At 60.5% G+C, this 20,652-nt stretch carries 15 protein-coding genes; 4 read left to right on the top strand and 11 right to left on the bottom strand.

What is annotated here, in order from left to right:
* The first annotated feature begins 110 nt into the window (after nt 1-110).
* The gene (locus tag J5M71_RS05310; RefSeq protein ID WP_207830525.1) at nt 111-2,996 is read left to right on the top strand and encodes an HD domain-containing phosphohydrolase; all 2,886 of its coding nucleotides are present in this window, start codon (nt 111-113) and stop codon (nt 2,994-2,996) included.
* A gap of 179 nt (nt 2,997-3,175) precedes the next feature.
* On the opposite strand, the gene J5M71_RS05305 is transcribed toward J5M71_RS05310, so the two are convergent.
* Entirely contained in the window at nt 3,176-4,888 is a 1,713-nt protein-coding gene (locus tag J5M71_RS05305; protein WP_207830523.1) for an FAD-dependent oxidoreductase, read from the bottom strand.
* A 196-nt stretch (nt 4,889-5,084) separates the two neighbouring features.
* Here J5M71_RS05305 and J5M71_RS05300 point away from each other — a divergent pair, with 196 nt between their 5' ends.
* The 3 genes from J5M71_RS05300 (at nt 5,085) to J5M71_RS05290 (ending at nt 7,887) form a co-directional block, all read left to right on the top strand.
* Nucleotides 5,085-5,861: an IclR family transcriptional regulator gene (locus tag J5M71_RS05300; protein WP_063914978.1), complete on the top strand. Its 777-nt coding sequence runs from the start codon at nt 5,085-5,087 to the stop codon at nt 5,859-5,861.
* Between the two features lie 140 nt (nt 5,862-6,001).
* Nucleotides 6,002-7,054 carry a Gfo/Idh/MocA family oxidoreductase gene (locus tag J5M71_RS05295; RefSeq protein WP_207830520.1) on the top strand — a complete coding sequence of 351 codons (1,053 nt, stop codon included), beginning with the start codon at nt 6,002-6,004 and terminating at the stop codon, nt 7,052-7,054.
* A gap of 17 nt (nt 7,055-7,071) precedes the next feature.
* Nucleotides 7,072-7,887 carry a sugar phosphate isomerase/epimerase gene (locus J5M71_RS05290; protein ID WP_207830518.1) on the top strand — a complete coding sequence of 272 codons (816 nt, stop codon included), beginning with the start codon at nt 7,072-7,074 and terminating at the stop codon, nt 7,885-7,887.
* 200 nt (nt 7,888-8,087) lie between these two features.
* On the opposite strand, the gene J5M71_RS05285 is transcribed toward J5M71_RS05290, so the two are convergent.
* From J5M71_RS05285 to tssK, 10 genes are all read right to left on the bottom strand, one after another.
* Nucleotides 8,088-9,413, bottom strand: a complete 1,326-nt coding sequence (locus J5M71_RS05285; RefSeq protein WP_207830516.1) for an MFS transporter — start codon at nt 9,411-9,413, stop codon at nt 8,088-8,090.
* Between the two features lie 303 nt (nt 9,414-9,716).
* Nucleotides 9,717-10,094: a histone-like nucleoid-structuring protein, MvaT/MvaU family gene (locus J5M71_RS05280; RefSeq protein WP_207830514.1), complete on the bottom strand. Its 378-nt coding sequence runs from the start codon at nt 10,092-10,094 to the stop codon at nt 9,717-9,719.
* Between the two features lie 341 nt (nt 10,095-10,435).
* Nucleotides 10,436-10,693 carry a PAAR domain-containing protein gene (locus J5M71_RS05275; protein ID WP_082888413.1) on the bottom strand — a complete coding sequence of 86 codons (258 nt, stop codon included), beginning with the start codon at nt 10,691-10,693 and terminating at the stop codon, nt 10,436-10,438.
* Nucleotides 10,690-11,583 carry a DUF6708 domain-containing protein gene (locus J5M71_RS05270; RefSeq protein ID WP_207830512.1) on the bottom strand — a complete coding sequence of 298 codons (894 nt, stop codon included), beginning with the start codon at nt 11,581-11,583 and terminating at the stop codon, nt 10,690-10,692. The genes J5M71_RS05275 and J5M71_RS05270 overlap by 4 nt, the downstream gene beginning before the upstream one ends.
* A 4-nt stretch (nt 11,584-11,587) precedes the next feature.
* Nucleotides 11,588-14,578, bottom strand: coding sequence for a T6SS effector BTH_I2691 family protein (locus J5M71_RS05265; protein WP_207830510.1), 2,991 nt, complete (start codon nt 14,576-14,578; stop codon nt 11,588-11,590).
* On the bottom strand, nt 14,571-15,503 hold the full coding sequence (locus tag J5M71_RS05260; protein ID WP_207830507.1) for a DUF4123 domain-containing protein: 933 nt from the start codon (nt 15,501-15,503) through the stop codon (nt 14,571-14,573). The genes J5M71_RS05265 and J5M71_RS05260 overlap by 8 nt, the downstream gene beginning before the upstream one ends.
* A complete protein-coding gene (tssI, locus tag J5M71_RS05255) occupies nt 15,500-17,668 on the bottom strand; it encodes a type VI secretion system tip protein TssI/VgrG (RefSeq protein ID WP_207830502.1) in 2,169 nt (722 codons plus the stop codon). The genes J5M71_RS05260 and tssI overlap by 4 nt, the downstream gene beginning before the upstream one ends.
* A 91-nt stretch (nt 17,669-17,759) precedes the next feature.
* Nucleotides 17,760-18,269, bottom strand: coding sequence for an Hcp family type VI secretion system effector (locus J5M71_RS05250; protein WP_087500852.1), 510 nt, complete (start codon nt 18,267-18,269; stop codon nt 17,760-17,762).
* A 130-nt stretch (nt 18,270-18,399) separates the two neighbouring features.
* Complete coding sequence (gene icmH / locus J5M71_RS05245) at nt 18,400-19,275, bottom strand: type IVB secretion system protein IcmH/DotU (RefSeq protein ID WP_207830499.1); 876 nt, start codon at nt 19,273-19,275, stop codon at nt 18,400-18,402.
* A gap of 1 nt (nt 19,276) precedes the next feature.
* Nucleotides 19,277-20,614, bottom strand: a complete 1,338-nt coding sequence (gene tssK, locus J5M71_RS05240; RefSeq protein WP_207830495.1) for a type VI secretion system baseplate subunit TssK — start codon at nt 20,612-20,614, stop codon at nt 19,277-19,279.
* Nucleotides 20,615-20,652 lie beyond the last annotated feature (38 nt).

Genomic DNA, 20,652 nt, shown 5'->3' with positions numbered 1-20,652 from the left:
GGGGCAGGGCTATGCGCTACCCGGCGTCCCATCTTGCTGCCTGCGAATGGCTTCGGCCTGCATGATCGTCCTGGCTGCCCCGTCAAACCGCCATGCATGGAGTACCTGGAATGGGCTGCGTGTCGAATGGTCGTGCTGCTGGCAACGCCGGACGTGGCATTTCGCTGCAGTGGCTGGTGGCGCTGGCCATCGTGCTGGGCATGCTGCTGCTCGGTGCCGCCTTGGCCTGGCAGGGCTATCGCGGCATTCGCCAGACCCTGGTGGCTGCGGCGGGTGATTCTGCCCAGCAAATTGGCAAGACCATCGACGAGCGCGCCCGGCGCCTGATCGATCCGGTGCACAGCAGCATCCGCCTGCTCGCCCACAACCCGGCCGCGCAAACCCCCGCGCAGCGCCTGGAGCGGCTGCCGCAACTGGTCGAGACGCTAGATGCCAACCGCATGCTCAGCGCTGCCTACATGGGTTACCCCAACGGTGAGTTCCTGCTGGTGCGCCGCTTGCGCGAGCCGCAGTTGCTGCAACGCTTCGCCGCGCCGCCGGGCACGGCGTTCCTGGTGCAGAGCGTCAGCCGTGAGGGCGGTGCGGTGCAGGGTGAGTGGCGCTTCTATGACCGCGCGCTGAACCTGCTGCAGGTCCAGGCCAGACCCAAGTACCGCTACGATCCGCGCACACGCCCGTGGTTTATCGAGGCCAGCGCCCAGCCCACCACCGTGCTGACCCACCCCTATGTGTTCTTCACTACCCGTGAGATCGGCCTGACCATGGCCCAGCGCAGCGTTGACGGTGGGGCGGTGATCGGCATGGACGTTTCGGTCGACGACCTGGCCAGCGAGACCCAGGACCTGCGCATGACCCCCGGCACCGAGATCGTCGTGGTCGACGACCAGGGCAATGTGGTGGGCTACCCGGACCCGCAGCGGATGATCGTGCACGAAGGGCAGGCCGTGCGCCTGTCGCGCATCGACGAACTGGGCATTCCCAGCCTGGAGCACCTTTACGCTGACTTGCCGCAAGGCACCCGGCCGCAGCCTTATCAGGTGGACGGCCAGACCTGGTATGGCATGCGTGTGCAACTGACCAACCTGGCCGGGCAGGACCTGCAGGTGCTGATTGCCGTGCCAGGCCACGAATTGCTGAGCGGCGCGCGCAATGTACTGTTCGAGCAGTTGCTCTGGACCGCAGCGCTGATGGCCGTGCTGCTGGTGCTCGGTGGTGTGCTCGGGCGGCGTATCGGCCGCCCGCTGCGGCTGCTGGCCGAACAGGTGCAAGGTCTGGCCGGCTTTGATTTCAGCCGAGACGTCGGGGTGCGCTCGCGGGTGTCCGAGGTGCGTGAATTGAGCCGCGTATTGCGCCGAATGTCCGGCACCATCCACAGCTTCCAGGCGATTACCCTCACACTCAGCCGCGAGCGCAACCTGGAGCGCATGCTCGACAGTGTGCTGACCCATCTGGTGGAGGCTGCCGGGGTCAATGCCGGCGTGGTGTACCTGTTCGATGCCGAGCACGCCTTGCTGCGCCTGGCCGCTGCCTGCCGCGGCGAGCAGTACCCGGGCGAGCTAGCCGTGGATGAGACGGCCCGGCAGCAGTTGGCTGCGGCGGTGATTCAGACCCTTGGCCTGGACGAGCGCAGCCTGGCCGTGGTGTTGAATGACCGTAGCCAGGCGCTGTTGGGCATCCTGGTTCTGCAACTGGACGATGAATATGCAAACGAGCAGGTGGGCCAACCGTTCCGGCGCTTTGTCGAGGAACTGTCCGGGGCGGCGGCGGTGGCTATCGAGACGCGTCAGCTGGCCGAAGCCCAGCAACACCTGCTGGATGCCATGATCAAGCTGCTGGCCGACGCCATCGATGCCAAGAGCCCCTATACCGGCGGCCACTGCGAGCGGGTGCCACAACTGGCGCAGATGCTGCTGGACCAGGCGGTGGCGGCCGAAACCGGCCCGTACGCCAGCTTCAGCATGAGTGCGGCTGAACGCTACGAGTTCCGCGTGGCGGCCTGGCTACACGATTGTGGCAAGGTCACCAGCCCCGAGTATGTGGTGGACAAGGCGACCAAGCTGGAAACCTTGTACAACCGTATCCACGAGGTACGCATGCGCTTCGAAGTGCTGTGGCGCGATGCCGAGCTGGCCTATTGGCAAGGCCTGGCCAGCGGTGCCGACCCGCAGGCGCTGCAAGCCACCCTGGCGCGCAGCCAGGCTCGGTTGCAGGACGACTTTGCCTTCGTGGCCCAGGCCAACATCGGCGGCGAGTTCATGCAGGACGCCGACATCGAGCGCCTGCGGCAGATTGGCCAGCAACGCTGGCAGCGCCACTTCGACAACCGCCTGGGCATTTCCCGCAACGAGGCGGAGCGTTTTGCCGACCTGCCAGCGCCTGCGCTGCCGGTTGACGAACCACTGCTGGCGGACCGGCCTGAGCATTGCGTGCCCTGGGGCCCCCGCAAGCCACCGGTGGCCAAGGACGACCCACGCAACCGCTGGGGCTTCGACATGCGCCTGCCGGCCTACGCCAGCAATTACGGCGAGCTGTACAACCTGGCGATCCGTCGCGGCACGCTGAATGATGAGGAGCGCTTCAAGATCAACGAACACATCGTGCAGACCATCATCATGCTCAGTTCCTTGCCGTTCCCGCGCCAGCTCAAGCGGGTTCCGGACATCGCCGGCAACCACCACGAGAAAATGGACGGCAGCGGCTACCCGCGCCGGCTGGGCGAGCAGGACCTGGGCATTGCCGAACGGGTGATGGCGATTGCCGACATCTTCGAGGCGCTGACCGCGGCCGACCGGCCTTACAAGGCGCCGAAGACTTTGTCCGAGTCGGTGAAGATCCTGGTGGGCATGGCCCGCGACGGGCACATCGACGGGCAGCTGCTGCAGCTGTTTCTCAGCAGCGGGGTGTATCGCCAGTATGCCGAGCGGTTCCTGCGTGCCGAGCAGATCGACGAGGTGGATGTGGCCTACTGGTTGGAACAGATGCGTTGCCCGGCCTGAACGAAAAATCAGATTTAGCCCCTTCCTTGTAGGCCGTTTCCGGCCTCTTCGCGGGTGAACCCGCTCCTACAGGTTCATCACAAGCTTCAAGACTTGCACAGTACCTGTGGGAGCGGGCTTGCCGCGCGGGCGGCGCGCGGTCCTACAGGCGCTGCATTCCTTTCGGCATACAGGACCAATCACTCATACTCCCGCACCCCGGCAATATGCCGCCCGGCCACATAGCCAAAGGTCAGCGCCGGGCCCAGGTTGATGCCACCCGACGGGTACCAGCCGCCAAACACGCTGGCCATGTCGGTACCCGCCGCATACAGGCCAGCAATCGGCTGCCCGGCCTCATCCAGCACCCGGGCACTGCCGTCGGTGCGCAACCCGGCAAAGGTGCCAAAGCAACCGGGCTGTACCTTCACCGCATAGAACGGCCCATGCTCGATGGGCGCCACACAAGGGTTGGGCCCTTTGTGCTGCGGGTCGCCCTGCTTGCGGTTGAACGGTGTGGAGCCACGGCCAAACGCCGGGTCCTGGCCGTTGCGGGCATGGCTGTTGAAGTCGCTGATCGTGGCGCGCAACCCTACTGGGTCGATGCCGCAGGCCAAGGCCAGCTGTTCCAGGGTGGCGCCTTGCTTGAGATAGCCGCTGCGCACGTGCGGCCACACCGGCAGCGGCGCCGGGCGGGCATGGCCCAGGCCATAGCGACGCAGGAAACGATGGTCGCAGATCAGCCACGAGCACACCTCTTCATTCTGTGGCACCGCTGCGATCATGGCTGACACATAGTCGTAGTAGCCGTGTGCTTCGTTGACGAAACGCTTGCCGTTGGCCAATACACCGATGATGCCCGGTTTGCCGCGTTCGATGATGTGCGGAAAGTGGCCAACACTGCCGTCGCGGTGCGGCACTTGCGAAACCGGCGCCCAGGCCACCGGTGACTTCAGGTCGGTGGCGACCACGCCGCCGGCCGATTCGCCCAGGCGCAGGCCGTCGCCCGAACAGCCCTTGGGGGGCAGGGCCAGGTTGTCATGGCCGCTGGCATCACGCGGGAACAGTTGCCGGCGCCGGGCGTTGTCGTTGGGGAAGCCACCCGCCGCGAGCACCACGGCCTTGGCACGGATCAGTTGCTCGCCCTGCGGCGTTGCTACCAGTGCCCCACGTACCTGGCCATTGTCGAGCAGCAGGCGTTTGGCCGGCGCCGATTCCTGCAGGCGCACGCCCAGGTCCTGGGCCGATTTGGCCAGGCGGGCCACCAGCGCCACACCGTTGACCAGGTGCATCGCCCGGCCATACCGGGCCAGGTGGTACAAGTGGCGGCCAAAGCGTTTGCACACATGCAGCAGGGCCGCGGGCGAACGGGTCATGTTGAGGAAGGCGGCAAGGTCGGCACCGGCCATGATCGGCATACCCATGAACGAAGTTTCGCGCAGGGTCTTGCGCAGGCGTGGCAACAGTGCGCCGACCTCACGGGCATCATAGGGGGCGGCGATCACCTGATGCCCGCCCTCGGCAGCGCCCGGTGTGTCGCCATGCATGTCGGGAATGCCGTTGCCGTCGGCAAACTGCAGCGCCGTGTGCTTTTCGAAAAACGCCACCATGTGCGGGCACGCTTCGAGAAAGGCGTCGACGCGTTCGGCGTTGTAATAGGCCCCCAGTTCATTGCGCAGGTAGCTGCGCGGCTGGTCGATGTCTTCCTCGATGCCGGCCCGGCGTGCCAGCGGATTGCGCGGCACCCAGGCCCAACCGCCGGACCAGGCGGTGGCACCGCCGAACACTGGCTCCTTCTCCACCACGATCACCTTCTGCCCATGCCAGGCAGCCGTCACCGCAGCAGCCAGCCCGGCGGCACCAGAGCCTATGACCAGTACATCGCATTCGGTTTCGAAGGGAGCGGAAGGCATTGCGGGATTCCTGTATTGTTATTGGAACAAGGTTCCATATTCTTATTGGCAGCGAATCGTCCCGCAAGGGTGTGGCGACCACGCCGGGCAAGTAATGGGCGATAACCGGACAGTTCGCGAAGCTGAGGCTGCGGCGTCTATCGGCGATGTGGAATCATCTTCTAGAATTCGCAAAAAATTTTCAGGGACCTGTGTCATGGCTGGTAGTCAGATCGAACGCGCCTTCAGTCTTGTAGAAAGCCTTACCGGCGAGCCACAGGGGCTGCCGTTGCAAACCCTGGCCGAGCGCCTGGACATCCCCAAAAGCGCCGCCCATCGCATGCTCACCGAGCTGGTGCGGCTGGGCTATGTGCGGCAGAACCGTGACAACAACCGCTACCAGCTGTCGGCCAAGCTGGTGGCGCTGGGCTTTCGTTACCTGGCCAGCAGCGGTGCCGACATCATCCAGCCGATACTCGACCGCCTGGCCCAGGACAGCGGCGAACTGGTGCGCCTTGGCGTAATCGACGGTACCCGCCAGACCTGGATCGCCAAGTCCCAGGGCGCTCGCTCCGGTTTGCGCTACGACCCGGACATGGGCCGCGACGCACCGCTGTTCTATACCGCGTCCGGGCATGCCTGGCTGGCCAGCCTGGACGATGAGCAGGCGCTGCAGATGGTGTTGCGCCAGGGCATTGCCGACCCGGCGCAGTTCGGCCCGAATGCGCCACGCTCCACCGACGAGCTGCTCACTTACCTGCACCGCGCCCGCGAGCGCGGCTATGCCTGGGTCGAGGAAACCTCGGCCATTGGCACCTCGGCCTTGGCTGCGGTGGTGCGCCGCCCGCAAAGTGACGAGGTGATCGGTGTACTGAGCATCGCCGGGCCCAGTGCCCGCCTGGCGCAAACCCGTCTGGCAGAGCTGGCGCCGCTGTTGCTGGCGGCGGCAGAAGAGCTGTCGGCGGCCAGTCGGGCCAGCGAGCTGTTCGCCTGACGGTGCATTTCCGGTCGATTACCGCACAGTCTGTTCTGCCGGTTCTTCTGAAAAGCTGAACATGGTTCTAAATTGTCGAGTGTGGATTGTGGAACCTCGTTTCAGAATTCATATGACAACAATGACAAGAGGACAGGCTGTTGAACGCACCCCTTCGTATTGCCTTGATCGGCGCCGGCAACATGGGCCGCCAGCATTACCAGCATCTGCTCAATGTGCCGCAGGCCCAGTTGTGCGCCGTGGCCGACCCGGGCCCGCAGGCCGAGGCCTTCGCGGCCGAATGCGGCGTGCCCTGTTTTGCCGACCACCGCCAGATGCTGGAGCACGTGCGCCCCGAGGCAGTGATCGTCGCCAACCCGAACAACCTGCATGTCGCCACCGCCCTGGATTGCGTCGAGGCGGGCGTACCGGTGCTGGTCGAAAAACCGGTGGGCGTGCATCTGGATGAAGTCCGCGCGCTGGTGGAGGCCTCGCGACGCCGGGGGGTACCTGTGCTGGTTGGCCACCACCGTCGGCACAACCCGCTTATCGCCAAGGCCCACCAGGTGATTGCCGACGGCAAGCTGGGCCGGCTGATCAACGTCACCGCGCTCTGGCAGTTGCAAAAGCCCGACAGCTATTTCGAAACCCCCTGGCGCCGCGAGCCGGGCGCTGGCTTCTTGCTGACCAACCTGATCCATGACCTCGACCTGCTGCGCCACCTGTGCGGCGAAGTGGTGCAGGTGCAGGCGTTCACCCGCAACGATGTGCGCGGTTTTGCCAACGAAGACAGCGCAGCGGTGCTACTGCAATTCGCCAATGGTGCATTGGGCAGCCTGACCGGCTCCGACGCGGTGGCCGCACCGTGGAGCTGGGAGCTGGATTCCGGCGAAAGCCCGGTGTACCCACGCCAGGATGGCCAGCCGTGCTACCTGCTGGCCGGCACCCAAGGGGCGCTGAGCATTCCGCAACTCAAGCGCTGGCACTATGCCGAGGCCGGATCGGGCTGGCACACGCCGTTGTTGCAGAGCGAGGAAAGCATCCCTGTCGGCGAAGCATTGACCTTGCAGCTGCAACACTTCGTGCGGGTTGCCCGGGGTGAACAGGCGCCGCTGATCGATGCCGCCGACGGTGGTCGTACCCTGGCGCTGATCGAGGCGATCCGCAAGGCAGCGGAAACTGGCCGGGCCTGTGCGCCCGAGCACATTGCTTAACGTGTTTGGTGACGATAATGACTGATCGAATTTTCTCCCTGGCAGCCCTGACGGTGCTCGAGCTGTCCCCGCCGGACATGGTCGAGGCAGCAGCCCGCGCCGGTTACAGCCATGTAGGCCTGCGCCTGGTGCCCGCCACCGAGCAGGAACAGCATTTCCCGCTGGTGGCCGATGCCGGCCTGCGCCGACAAACCCAGGCGCGCCTGCGCGACACCGGTATCAAGGTGCTCGACCTGGAAATCCTGCGGCTGAAGCCGGAAACCTGCGTGGCCGATTTCGAGCCGATTCTGGCGGTGGGTGCCGAGTTGGGCGGTACGGAGCTGCTGGTGGCTGGCAACGACCCGGATGAAGCGCGGCTGACCGAGCGCTTTGCCGCGTTGTGTGACCTGGCGATAGGGTTTGGCATTTATCCGCATCTGGAGTTCATGCCCTGGACCGAGGTGCGTGACCTGCGCCAGGCCATGCGGGTGGTGGCCAACGCCGACCGCGCCAATGGCTGTGTGCTGGTGGATGCCTTCCACTTCAACCGCTCCGGCGCCTCACTGGACGACCTGGCGCAACTGGCGCCGCAGCGCATGCGTTATGCCCAGTTGTGCGACGTTGCTGGCCCGGTACCGGCCGACATGGACGAGATCCTGCGCCAGGCGCGCAATGAACGGCGCTTCCCGGGCGAGGGCGATGCCGACCTGGTCGGCTTGCTGCGCGGCTTGCCGCCAAGTGTGCCGTTGAGTCTGGAGATCCCCACGCGGCAGTTGCTGGAGCAGGGCATAAGTGGCGAACAGCGTGCGCGCATGGCGTTGGAGAAGGCCATGGCAGTGCTGGCCAGAGTCTGATTGATAGAACGCGGCGCATGGCACGGGCTATCGCCCGTGTTTGCGGGCGCGCCCGCTCCCACAGGGTGGACTGCGCAAGCCGCTGCCCCTGTGGGAGCTGGCTTGCCGGCGATGTGGCCGAGGCAGGCAAGAATTGCTGTTTGCCGACTGGCCAAAAAAAGGGCCCGCAAGGGCCCCGTAGAGGAAAGTGGCTAGCGCGCTCAGGCGCGCTCGACCTTGCGCGGCGCCATGAAGTACATCCAAACCAGCGCCAGGAAGTACATCGCCGGTATCATGGTGAACAACACGGCATAGTTGTTATTGGTAGCGGTCAGTACGCTACCGACGATCTGCGTCATGAACATCCCGCCAATCGCCGCGCACATGCTGCCGAAACCGAACACGGTACTCACCAGGTGCTTGGGCGTGTAGTCCATCACCAGGCTCCAGATATTCGCCGTCCACGCCTGATGTGCACCCACTGCCAGCGAGATGGCCGCCACCGCGACCCACAGGCCACTGGCGTTGGCGGCAAGCGTGACGCTGACCATGGTGCAGGCGAAGATCAACATCGACACCAGCCGCGCCGTGGTGGCGCGCACGCCGCGGCCGATCAGCCAGGAAGACAGGATGCCGCCGCCGATGCTACCGAAGTCCGCCGTCAGCCAGATGATGATCAGCGGGATGCCCATCTGGGTCACGTTGATGCCCAGGCTGTACTGCTGGTTGAGGAACGGTGGTAGCCAGTACAGGTAGAACCAGAACACCGGCGCGGTTATCGCGTAAGCCACCGCGAACGCCCAGGTGCCACGCAGGCGCAGGATGCGGCTGAACGGGACGCGGGTCGGCTCGGGCTCGTCGTCCTGCTGGATGTATGCCACCTCGCTCTGGCGTACGCGTGGGTGATCTTCAGGGTTGTAGTACTTCAGCAGCCACAGCACCACCCACACCAGGCCAAGGCTGCCCATGGCGATGAACGCGGCCTGCCAGCCCCATACGGCCAGAATCAGCGGCAGCAGGGCCGGCGTGACCATGGCGCCGACGTTGGTGCCGGCATTGAACAGGCCGGTGGCGATGGCCCGCTCGCCAGCCGGGAACCACAGGCGCACGGTCTTCACGCAGGCCGGGTAGTTGGCGGCCTCGGTCAGGCCGAGGATGAAGCGGCAGACCATGAAGCCGGCGGCCGAAGTGGCCAGGCCATGGGCGCCGGTGGCCAGGCTCCACAGCAGCACGGCGAAGAAGAACGCGCGTTTTACCCCGACCTTGTCGATCAGCCGGCCCTGCAGCAGGAAGCCGACCGCATAGCCGACCTGGAACCAGAAGTTGATGTTGGCGTAGTCCATCGCCGTCCAGCTCATTTCCTTGGCCAGAACGGGCTGCATGATGCCGAGCGCGGCACGGTCGATGTAGTTCAGGGTGGTGGCGAAGAACACCAGGGCAAGCATGCCCCAACGGGTCTTGCCGACGCCGAAGGCGCCGCGAAGCTTGTCGCCGATCGAGCCCTGGGGCATCCGGGGGGCGGCGGGGGTGATCCTGGAGTGGTTCATAAACTGCTCGTTTCTTGAAATTGTATTCAGCTGCGGTGCTACGGGTGCGTGACCGGTTCCCAGGCAGGGGGACACGCAAGGCCGGTGCATGGTGAGCAGTGAAGGCGGCAGCGTCAATTCAAGGGAGGGGCTAGTGTTCGGTTATCGAACGGTTGCGTTGGCCTGCGGATGAGGCAACGGGTCAACGTATATTGAGGGTAGACGGCGTGGCCACTCGTTGCTCAATACCGCAGGCTGGTGAGGTGCTGGTGGGAGGGAAGGGCGGTCGTGTTCCAGGCTGGGCATGAACTGTTTCTGGAGCAATCAGAACCATACCGTTGCCCAGCGTTCGACCTCCGCGCGGCCATACTGCTGAATCCACATTTGAAGGGTTTTGTGCAAGGTGCTTTTCGCTTCTACCTTCTCGCCGGTGTACGGGTTTACGTAGTACTTGCTTTGCCGCGACCTGAAGTGTGGGAGTGGTGGAAGTGGTAACCACGGGTGTTGAGTCTTGTAGCTTTCACATTCACTAATGGCCAGGACATGAGATAAGTCGAATTGGTATTCATCAAGCAGCGCGTGGAGTTTGCTTTCGAATTCAAACTCGCGTTTTAGGTGGGGGTTGATTTTTATGAAGGAGAGCTCGGACTTTTTGGCAGCAAGAAGGCGCTCGAGCGCACGAAATTCAGCAAGTCTGGACATGTCGTTTCTCCATCGGTTGATGGATGTAGTGTTAGTGGGTATTAAGTGGGAATGCAAGCAATGAAATAATTTGTGAAATGTTTTTAGGTGCCTATGGTGGTGCTGCCGTTGTTGGGTCTGTTTGGTTTTTAGTTGCCAGTGTAAGTATATTCCTACCCGGCGATATTTTTTGAAATAGAGCAAGTTGGTATGGGCATGCTGGTGGGAGTTGGCTCGCCGGTGATGGGCCGCAGGGCGGCCCAGAAAGCTCGACTGTCAGGCTTCAGCCTATGGGCCTGTTTCTATCCGGGAATTGATTGCGGCTGTTCAACCGCTATCGTCGAAGTGGCTGGCTTATGCTTTCAATCAATGAGCCAGCCTGGATCTCCCTCAATCAGAGTCCCTCCGTGGCTGGTTGTGTCTCCTTCCCTGGCCGCTGGTTGTCCCTCGATGATCGTGCAGGCAGCGCCAGTTTCGATGACGGCACCGCAACTGATGCGATCACCCACACGTGCGACGGCCCTGCCATCGACGAATGTTGCGCTAGCACCGGTTTTCACGGTACCTACACCATGGATTGGGCAGCTATGACGATGACCTACGAGTACGATGGGTTTCATTTGCGCTTCCTTTTGCTTGGTCGGACAAGGGCCTCTTCGAAGGCTTCTGGGGGCGGTGGGGCTGCTCGGACGTTGAACAGCCGACAGACGCCGTACCAGCAGATGGCAACGGAGAGGTTGTAAGGGAACAGCACGGCCCAGAACGGCAGTTGCCAGTTCTTCTTGCCTTGCATTTCGCCGGGTTCGCCGGTTCGCCAGGGGGCGTAGTGGCGCCAGGCTTCTGCCGGGGTCAGGCAGATCGCGTGCAGTGGCTTGTGCCACCAGTTGGGTTCGCCGGGTGGGGGGAGTTTGTCCGGGCCGTGGTCCATGAAGTGGCGGAGGTATTCCCAGACTTCAGCGACGTGCTTGACGCCGGGTTCGGTGGGTTCGTTGCTGTCGACCCAGAGGCAATCCTTTTGGTGGAGGCTGCCGTCCTCTCGGCGAGGGGCGAAAGCGAGGGCATAGCTAGTGCTGAAAGAAGAGCCACCGAATTCGGTGCGTTTGAATACACCACCTCCAGTGTTATTCCAATCAAAGACTATGAGTTTATTTATTCGTTTGTAATAGATTTTCTTGGTGGATCTATTGAAGCATATGTCAGAAAGATTTTTTATGAAAAAGATTCGGTAGGCTAAGAATGGTGTAAAAATAAATGGCCCAAGTAGTTGTATTGCAATAAGTGCAGGTGCGCCTTCCAGTTCGTAATTGATCGGGTACTTCATGAATCCTACGTAGGATACAAGCGCTATGGTTAAAATTGTAGCGGTATACATCTTGGCCATAAAAACTGAATCGGAAATCCATGGGTTTCTCAATTGTGCTAGTGTGTCGGTTAAATTAGAAATCTGTCCGTGGATTTTTGGACTTATATCAGTTTTTTTGCGTGGGCTAAATAGCCATGTTGTTGTCATGGTGTTATATCTCGATATATAGGCTTGAGGTTGAATGAGCGTTGGGGGATAAGCCTTGATTTGGGTGGTACTTTATTGATAGTGTGGCGCTTTTTGTTTTGGTTCTATCGATCTTGTAATGTAAAATAAGTCCTGCGGTAGTTAAGTGGCAGGTCGGCTCCGCTTGTAATGGGATTGAAGTGTGTCCGAAGTCAAAGGCTTTCAAGGTGCCGCGCCATTGGCTTTGCCCTATAAGGAAGTCTTTCAGAAGTACGGTGAACTCTATAGTGGTCATGCCTTCGTTTACATGACTATGGATGATTGTTGCCCAATCAGGTGTTGGCCAGTGATTGTCTGAACTCAATTCTGTGGTAAGCCCTTCAAGATTCAGGAGTGCTGTTTGTTCAGCCGTCAGTGCAATGGGGGTGTAAACTTGAGCATGCCAGGATTCAAGCTCTTCATTGATAGTGGCGAAGCCTGGGAGAAAACCTTGGTAGTCTAACTTCATATCGGAGCGGACCTCTCCATCGTTTTCTTTTGTGCCAAAAATACTTCTGCTGGCCCATAGTTCTATCGGACTATGGAGGCGCTCATGCGCTTTGGAGTGTAGGTAACCCCCCCCGGCAAGCACGGTGGCACCGACAAGCACCAGGCTTGCTGCAGCCCAACCCGCAAAGGGAATTAAAAACGTTGGGCCAGCGATGGCGAGGCTAGCTTCTAACATAAGAGCGGCCCCTGCGGCAGATGTGAATCCACCAGCAGCAGTATAAGCACCTGATATGGCGCTGCCGTTTTGTGACTGTCGATATCCTTTTAATATGTCTGAAGTTAATCCTAGTATAATTGCGGGGTAGCCAGAGGTGCGTGCGAATATATTGCTTCCTAAGTGCCTTATAATTCCATTGCCAAACGCGAAGCCAGGAGCCGTAAAACTTAACTTCATTGTTGCGGCTTTTTGCGTTGCCCGCACGCTGACCAATGTCGCCGCCGCCGCACCGATCACCCCGAAAATCGATGAAGCGAACCCCATGGTGTATTCCGGTGCACCGCTCTGCTGCAGGCTATGGTAGGCGGTCTTGAGCGAGATCACGTTGAACCACAGCATTCCCGCATTCAATCCACCGCCGCCGCCCGATGTGAGTAACCCGAGAAAGTTGGGTTTTACTCGCGCGGTGGTGGTCAGTTCGATTGACACCGTCCGGCTTCCCGAGATGCGTAGCTCTTTCATCTCTTCAACTTGCGCCATGCCGTTCTTCAGGTACTTCTCCACCTCCTGACTGAAAGGATTGTCCCGAATGGCCTGCTCGGTGATCTGGTAACGCGCTGCCAGCAGTCCCAGCGCTTTCTCGGCATTGGCCTCGCTCGCCGCCAACAACACTTGCTGACGCAGGCCATGACTGGCATCCCAGCGGGTCTGCCCACGCAGGCGCTTGAGCACCACGGTGGTGACCGACTGGGCGGTAAGGTCGGTGATGTCGGCCATGGCCGGAAAGCGACCGGCCAACCCTTCGATCACGTTATCGCTGGTGCCGAACAGGCTGCCGATCGAATCCGCCTTGTCCTTGAACGGGTTGAATGGCGCCAGGGCGGTGTACAGCGGGCTGTCGTGCTGGTCCAGCCACTGTTCGAGACGTTTGAGCCGCGGGTCCAGTTCTTCAGTGCCGGGCGCTGGCTGGCCCATCGACTGAATCAGCAACGCCAAGGATATTTCCAGGCCGCGGGCGGAAGTGATTTCGTCGCGGTCGTAGCAGGCCAGGGCCGCAGCCAGGCTGTAGGGGTTATCGACATGCTCGGGTTCGGCGGTCCCGAGCCAGGCGTCATGGTCGTGGCTGGCCTGCAAGGCCTGGTTGCGCAACGCGATGATCCGTCGTTCCAGTTCATCGCGCTCGGTGAGGAAGTGCCGGTACTTGGCGAGGTCGAGACGCTGTGCCAGGCGGGCGCCGTTGGGTGAGTAGTCTTCATGGGTGAGGGCCTGAAAACGTGACTCGGACGGCGACAGGGCGGGGCCGCGGCGCTCGGTGCCAAGCCGGAATTCGGCCAGTTCCGGTGAAGGGGCATCCGCCGGGTACAGGCTTTCCAGCGTCTTGTTCAGCAGCATGGCCACCAGGTTGCGGTGGTGGAAATCGTGGCTTTGCACGCTCAGCTGTTCGGCATCCAGTTTGTAGCACGCCGGTACGCGCTCCTGCTCGGGCCCTTGTGCCGGCTTCATGTGCTCCAGCTGTTCGGCGGGCATCAGGTCGCGCAGTTGATGCTGATAGGCCGACACTGTCAGGCTCAGGTCCAGGGCCATGCCTTCGGCATCGGTGAGCGCTACCACTACCGGTACTTTCGGCTGGGTGTAGGGGTAGTGCCGGCCGATGGCAACGAGGTTGCCGATGGGCAAGGTTTCGGTGATCGGGTCGCTGCTCCAGGTCAGGGGCATGCGCCGCTCGGTGGGCTTGAAGTCTTCGACCCAGGTTTGCAGGGCACTGACCGGCAAGACATGGCGTTGGGTTGAGGGTGCCTGGTTGCCGGCTATCAGTTCGGCCATGTCCAGCTGGCGCATGTGCCGTTGGCGCAGGGCGGCTGAACTGGTGATGCGGGCGGTCATGGCGTTGGTCCACAGGTGCGGGCTGTAGCCGATCCACACTTCCCTGGCGGTATCGGGGCAGGTATCGGCCCACACCCAGCCCAGGGTGCGGCTGGACAGGTAGCGATCACGCCGGTGGTAGTCGTCCAGCCCGCGGTAGCGCAGTTCCTTGTAAAGGCCCGCGCCGACGTACTCGTGAATGACCAGTTTCTGGCCCAGGGCGCCTTGCATGAACACGTAGACATAGCCCGGGCGCAGCGCGCGCAGGGTGTAGGCAGAGTGTTGTAGTGGCCCGAAGCCTTGTTCGAGGTTGAAGCCTGCATCGGCATAGCGGCAGGCGGGCATATCGCCGGTGCGTGGCACGATGGCATAGCGCACCGGCAGGATGGGAATGCGTGCGCTACAGGCAGGGCCGGAGGTGGCGCTGCTGACACTGGCGTCATTCATGGACGGGCTCCTTGCTCTCGATCAATGCGTGCAGTTCGCGAAGGCGGCTCTGGGGTGACTCCTCGAGGTTGGTGTAGATCTTCCCTGCCTCATCGTTGCTCATGAGCCACATGTGCCTGGCAATCAGCCTGATGAACTGCCCGGCGACTTCCTCGTCACGAAAGTTGAGGGCTTTCAGTTGCGGCAGCAGGCTTTCAATCCAGTGCCTGATGTCGGCCAGTGTGTGGAGGTCGTGTTGTGGCAGGGCTAACACCTCGTGTGCCAACGTGAGCACGAAGTGTTCATGCATGCCTGCTTGCAGCCGCTCAAGTTCAAGCTTGCGCAGGGAGAGTGGGGCTTGCGCAAAAGAACGGGCAGTGGTCGGGCTGCGTTCAAGTGTTTTCCACTCGTGAGCCGGCCCCCAGTTGATTCGCCAGGCCAGCGAACACACAGGCCCAAGCCAGGTAGTCCGATGGTCGTCATCCAGCGCATCCAGCCAGGCTGCAAGGTGGTCTGGCCTGAACTGGAAAGTGGCCAGCCCCTGACCCGGAAGCGAGATCTGTACAAGGCTGGAGAAATGGTCTACCAGCTCGGTAAAGCCAATATCGGCATTCAGCGCGATGGCACCGCCAATGGGCATCCAGGTAGATATGGCATGGGCAAGCAGTTCGGGCGCGTCTGACACGTTTACCAGCAACGGCCCAAAGTCATGGCGGTCATCCACAGCACTACCCCGCCACAGCCACGCATGCTGGGTGTTGCGGCTGACTTCATTGATAAGTTCAAGTACCGAAGGGGCATAGGCCGGGACCAGCTCGCCATTCGGGAGTATCTGGGATATTGGCCGGTAGGCCGAGTGCTCGAGCACAATGGTCATGAGCAACAGAAAGCGCGCATTGCTCCCGAAATGCACGCTTGGCAGCGTGTTTGAGGGCGCTGTTTTCATCGACCTGGCCCTCTGGTGCAGCGGCAGTCGGGCAACGGGCAGGAACCATCGGGGCGGCGCCCGCACTGACGATCCAGCGGGTTGCCATTGACCGGCGCACCGCTGATGGAAAACAGGTTGGTTGCCCCATCTGCCGATTTCAGCATCTGGCCGTTGATGCGTATTGTCGGGCTGTCCAGGGTGATGCCTGTCTCATCGATCTGAATGGAGCCCCCAGGGCCCTGGATGATCACGGCTTCTGCTGTGCGAAGCTCATAGCGGCGGGTACGCCTGCGGATTTCGCCCCGGGCTTCAAGTTCGGCATGCCCCTCGACCCGCTGCTCGAGGTTGCCGCCGATACTGGTGTGGTGATTGGCTGCGATCTGGTCGTGGCGGTGATTGCCGATGGCTTCAATACGATCCTTGGCTATCTTGATTGTCTGGTTTCGACCGATGTCGAGAGCAGCGTCATGCCCAATGGTGACGCGCTCATCATTGCCAACCGTTTCAGTGCGGTCACGGCCAATCAGAATCGATTCGTCGTTATTGACCTGTTCCTTTCGGTCGTTGCCGACCTGTGTCGTCTCATCGTGCTTGACCACAATGTTCTGGTCTTTCTGTGCGTGGATGAAGACCTCTTCCTGGCCCAGTTCATCTTCAAAACGAAGTTCGTTGAAGCCATCGCCCTTATGCGTCTGGCTTTTGATCGTCATGCGTGTTTTGTGTCGGGGCAGGTCGTAGGGCGGCAACTGATTACCGCAGTAGGTGCGCCCGGTGATCATTGGCTGGTCGGGGTCGCCATTGACGTACTGGATGATCACGTCCTGACCAATACGTGGAATGGCCATCGAGCCCCAACTGCCACCGGCCCAGCCTTGGGATACCCGCACCCAGCAGGAGCTGAATTCGTTGTCCTGGCTTTCACGGTCCCAAGGGAAGCTGACCTTGACTCTGCCCCATTCATCGCAATAGATCTCTTCACCGCGCGGGCCCACGACGGTCGCCATGTGCGGCCCATCGACGCGAGGTTTATCCAGCGGAGCAGGGCGCCACTCCGTTCTGCCGGGGACGAGCTGTGCGATTTGCTCGTAGCGTGTGCTTTGGTCGACGCCGGCGGCTTCTTCTTGCAGGCTGGTGAACTGGCTACCTTCATGAGTGACCGCAGTTACTCGCCAATGCACGTTGAAGTCAGTGCGGGGGTGGCCCGCAAGTGTAAAACCGAGGCCGGGCTGCAGGCGTACATCATCACCCCCGACTTCGGCAACACGTACATCGTGTCGCAGTGCGGTAATGCGGTTTTCAGTGAACGGTTTGCCAACGGCATCGCGCTTGTAGCGGCCAGGGTAATCGAAGCATTCGTACTCGCTGGATTGATGTTCCAGGAAGGGGCCGGTGGCTCTGTGTTCCTGGCGATAGGCCGGGTTGGTGAAGGTGTAGTCGCGCTGAACCTGACGTGCCGTGCGCACCTGTTCGCTGTAGCGCAAGCGCCGCAGGCAGGGTTTCGCCTGGGCACCACCGCTATTGGCTTGATAGAGGACTGTATTGGGATCGAGCAGTCTATCCACTTCGAGAAAGCTCTCGTCTTCATCCTTGGCCTTTTTGACCCCATGGCTGATCAGGCCAAGCGATTGCAGCCGGTCAGTGATGATAAGTTTGTGAAGTTTTTCACTGTGCTCGAAGCGGTAGACGAAGCCTTCTTCAGCAGCCAGGCGAGCGATGAACTCAAGGTCTGTCTCGCCGGCCTGAACGCAGAATTCGCGAATCTGGTGGTCCATGCTTGCCCGCAGTTCGTACTGTGCGATGCCTTGGCGCTTGAGCATCAATTCAAGAATTTGCGGAACGGTCTTGTGTTGGAAAATACGCCAGTTCGAGCGCAGGTTGGCGCGCGCCAGTTGCGGTTCGACTACCGCGCTATAGCGTGTGCGATGAGGGCCACTATCGCCTTGGTTGAACCTGCTGATCAGACCATGGACATGTCGCAAAGGGCAGTTTGCACGGGAGATGGTGAACAGTGCAGGTTTGTCGAGCAATTGACCGAAGTCTAAATCGTTTTCATGGCTGATCAATTCAAGCTCTAATTGGAAATTAGTGCTAATACCTTCCTTGAGGGTAAAGGAAACTACCTCGAACTCTAATCGGCTAGCGAGAGGTCGAAAGCTATAATGCAGTCCAGATTGGCTAGGCATAAGAATTCCTTATCTGCCGTCTGATAGTTTGAGGGTGTCCAGGCAGCAAATCTGCCCGGAACACTCAATGCCTCAGTGGAGTGTTGGTGTTTCAAGTCTTTTGCCAGTCATCGGATCCTTCGGTACCGCAGACCTCATGGCATTCAGTGATTTTCCGGTAAGAGAACCAGACTTCAACCTCTTGGTGTCGGGGCGTCGGTGTGTCTTCTTGTGCGTGGGGCTGCTCGGTTCTCAGTTTGATGATGGTCGCGTCCGTAAGTGTGGTTCTGTAATACAGCTCATTTGGATCTTCGCTGGTTGCTCTGTATTGCGTGATTACAACTTCTGGGAGCAACTCGGCCTTGCAGATCGATTCCAGCAGCAAGGGCTTTGATTTGTTGGTTGTGAAGGTGACTTTGTAAGGGCCATGGACGCGCTTTCCCGAGGGCTGGCCGTTCTGTGGGTCGATTGGGGTGTTTATCTCGTGCTCGATTTTTTGCACCATGATCTCATCGGCGAACTCCGATTGATAAATATTACCAATCGACTCGGAAGTGCTGGCGCCCTCACTGATGTTGCCTTGTACCTTGCCGTTGATTTTTAAATAAGCTGGTGATGCCATGATGTGCTCCCAATTTCAGTAGGTGTACACGCCAATATTTATAAAGGCGTGGCCATCGGAAACGATGGACTTGTTAACGAGGCGGAGCCTCGCCATATCGTTGAAGTCAGGGGTTTCGAATTTCAGCTATTTACTGCTGTAAAATTCCGTTGAGTGATTCCAGCACCTCGGTAGTAATCAGGTGCAGGCGATAGCTATAGATTCCATAGGCCACGGCCATGGCAAGGACGGAAATCACCAAAGGGCTCCACCACGGAAATTGCCGGTTCATACGAAAGTTGCGCGGAGCCACATGGGTGTAGGGGTCACATACTTCTTCCGGGGTAGGCCCACGCAATTCACGTAGCATCCCGTGAAGTTGGTGGATGAGTGCGTTCAGCGTTTCTTCGCCCTTTGGCGCAATGGCGTACTTGCCCCTCAGGCCAAGGCACAACGCGAAGTACATGAACTCCAGTACGTCCTGGTAGCGAGCGGGCTCCTGCATCAGGCGGGACAGCACCGTAAAAAATTTCTCCCCGCCCCAGGTTTCGTCGTGGAAGATGCTGAGCAGTGGTTCCTGGCTCCAGCAGCTGTTCTTGCCCCAGGGCCGTTCCATCACCGCTTCATCGATGTACAGACACAGAGCGTACGAATACGCCAGCGTTTGGGCGGGCTCGTAGCCGTGTTGGCGCATTTCTTCCTGGATGTTCTCGATCTGCTTGCGCACTTTCTGGTGTACATCTTTGATGTTTGGCAATTCATCCAGTGTGCGCAGGCGTATGACCAGGCCGAACAGCGGTGCAGCTGCGTCCAGCATCAGATTGTCGTAGCCGCCCCGTAGCTGGAAGTCTGGATCAGCCGGGTAGCCTTCATGAACGGGCTCTGGCTCTGACTTTGGCTTCTGCTCGTCGGCTTCAGACGTTGTCGAGGTGGGTGGGTTACTGGGCAATGGCGTCTTGAGCCTCGAGTACAGCCGTGTGCCTTCGACATTTGTGGTTTCGATGGGGGCATTGCTTTTCTCTTCCATCTCATTCACTCCTGATTGCCCAAAATTGCAGTTCAAGGCCGGGGAAGTCCCCCGCAATGTGGATACCGAAGCCGCTCGCGGTCTTCATGCGTGCCCACGCCGGGTCACGCCGATCCAGTTCGAAATAGTTGAAGCCTGCATGGAAAGGCAGGTCGCGAGGCGCCACCGGTAATGGGGTCAACGGGATACCTGGTAGTTGCAATGGCACCAGCTCGTTCAGTGATTCGAGTGAAGTGACTTTGACTTTCTGCACGAACATCTGGCGCAACACCTGAGGGGGCAGGTGGGCGCGCACCGCAAGGATGAAGTCAGCCTCATCGATCAGCCGGCGATCCTCCAGCGTGGTCGTCATCACGCCATAGTCCAGTGTCTTCAGTGCTAACGACACGGCGCGCGGTTGCAGGACAGTACCTAGTGCTCGGCGTAACGTGTCTTCCAGCGGCTTGAACGAGGTGCGCAGTGCTGTGTGGTGATAGGCGGGGTATTCCTGTGGCAGCCGATTTTCATCGGTAAAGGTCACGAATTCGCCACAGGCCTGGCTCATGCTCAGGTAGAGCTGTTCGGGGTGTGTCTGGGCTTGCCTGGCCAGGTGCTGGAAGCAGGGCCACCAGCGGTTCATGGCTTGCAGCAGATTGAAGTCGCGAATATCGGCGATGCCAGACTGGCCTGCTCCGCCAATGCGTGCTGCGAGGTTGCGCCCCCGTTCGCGCATGGTGTTGGTAATTTCTTCAAGAAAACGTTGCAGCGCCGGTATTGCCCGCACTGCCACGCAGGTGGGGTAGAACGCTTCATCCAGCTGCAGGCTGCCATCGGGACGGCGCTCCAGAATGCGTGCCAAGGCCAGGCGGGTGTAGGCGTTGCTGTCTTCGGCCTTGCGTTTGAGCTGCAGGTTGGGGACGGCCAGGTCGACCTGCACCAGGTCGCCGTCAGCGCTATGGGTATCCTTGATTTCCTGTGCCTGGGCGATGTAACGGGAGTCGACGGTATTGTCTGGCCAGCTCACTTCACGGCCACCATCGGTGCGCAGGGGCAGGCATAGATACACTTCGCTGTCCTTCGAAGCGTCATCTTCGATTTCCAGCGGCGGTGGTGGTGGAAGATCCGCGGGGATATCGAACACCGTGCCGTCTGGCATGATACCCCGGGCCCGGGTAATGGCGATTTTGCCCAGGGTGAGGTACTCGTCATTAAGCTGAAGTTCGCTGAAACCGTAAAAGGCTGCATTTAGGCTACCAAGGCGTTGGTGCAAGGCTGCTTCGCTAGCCCGGGCCGCCTGCTGGAAATGCTGTGGTTTGACGAACAGGCCCTCAGGCCAAAGGACGGGATTACGTGAACTCATGTGCGCTCCATGTCAGCGTGAGTAAGCGAAAAGGACAG

Source organism: Pseudomonas sp. 43(2021) (assembly GCF_017490805.1).
Taxonomy (GTDB): domain Bacteria; phylum Pseudomonadota; class Gammaproteobacteria; order Pseudomonadales; family Pseudomonadaceae; genus Aquipseudomonas.
The sequence above is the reverse complement of the archived record's forward strand: the minus strand, read 5'-3'. Positions and strand labels throughout refer to the sequence as shown.